This is a genomic window from Nocardia cyriacigeorgica (assembly GCF_010858045.1).
GTDB classification, from domain to species: Bacteria; Actinomycetota; Actinomycetes; order Mycobacteriales; family Mycobacteriaceae; genus Nocardia; species Nocardia cyriacigeorgica_E.
This window is the reverse complement of record NZ_JAAGVC010000134.1, coordinates 1-406: the sequence shown is the minus strand read 5'-3', so window position 1 is coordinate 406 and position 406 is coordinate 1. Positions and strand designations below refer to the sequence as shown.

General features: G+C 71.2%; 1 pseudogene. It reads left to right on the top strand.

From position 1 onward, the window contains the following. Nucleotides 1-72: 72 nt before the first annotated feature. A pseudogene (locus GV790_RS29060) lies at nt 73-406 on the top strand (MFS transporter); the annotation flags it as partial.

The following is a 406-nucleotide window of genomic DNA, read 5'->3' as shown; positions in this document are numbered from 1 at the left end:
CTGCTGGTGATCGCCACTCGGATACCGGACGCGAGCGCCACTACGGACGGGTCGTTCCTGGGACGCATCTCGGTGGGTATGCGAATCTTCGCCGCCACCCCGCGGCTGCGCGGGCTGGTCGGCCTGAATCTGGTGGTCGCGGCCGCAGGCTCGGTGATCATGGTCAATACCGTCAACTATGTGCGCGACACCCTCGGCGGTGCGCAGTCCGGTGTGGCGATGCTGCTGGCCGCCAATGGGTTCGGCACCATGGTCGTCGCGCTGTCGCTGCCCCGTGTGCTCGACCGGGTCGGAGCCCGGCCCGTCATGCTGACCGGCGCCGGCGTCCTGCTCGCCGGACTCGGCTCGGCTGTCGTCCTGTCCGCCGCCGCCACCGGCGACTGGCGCTGGGGTGCGGTGCTCGCGG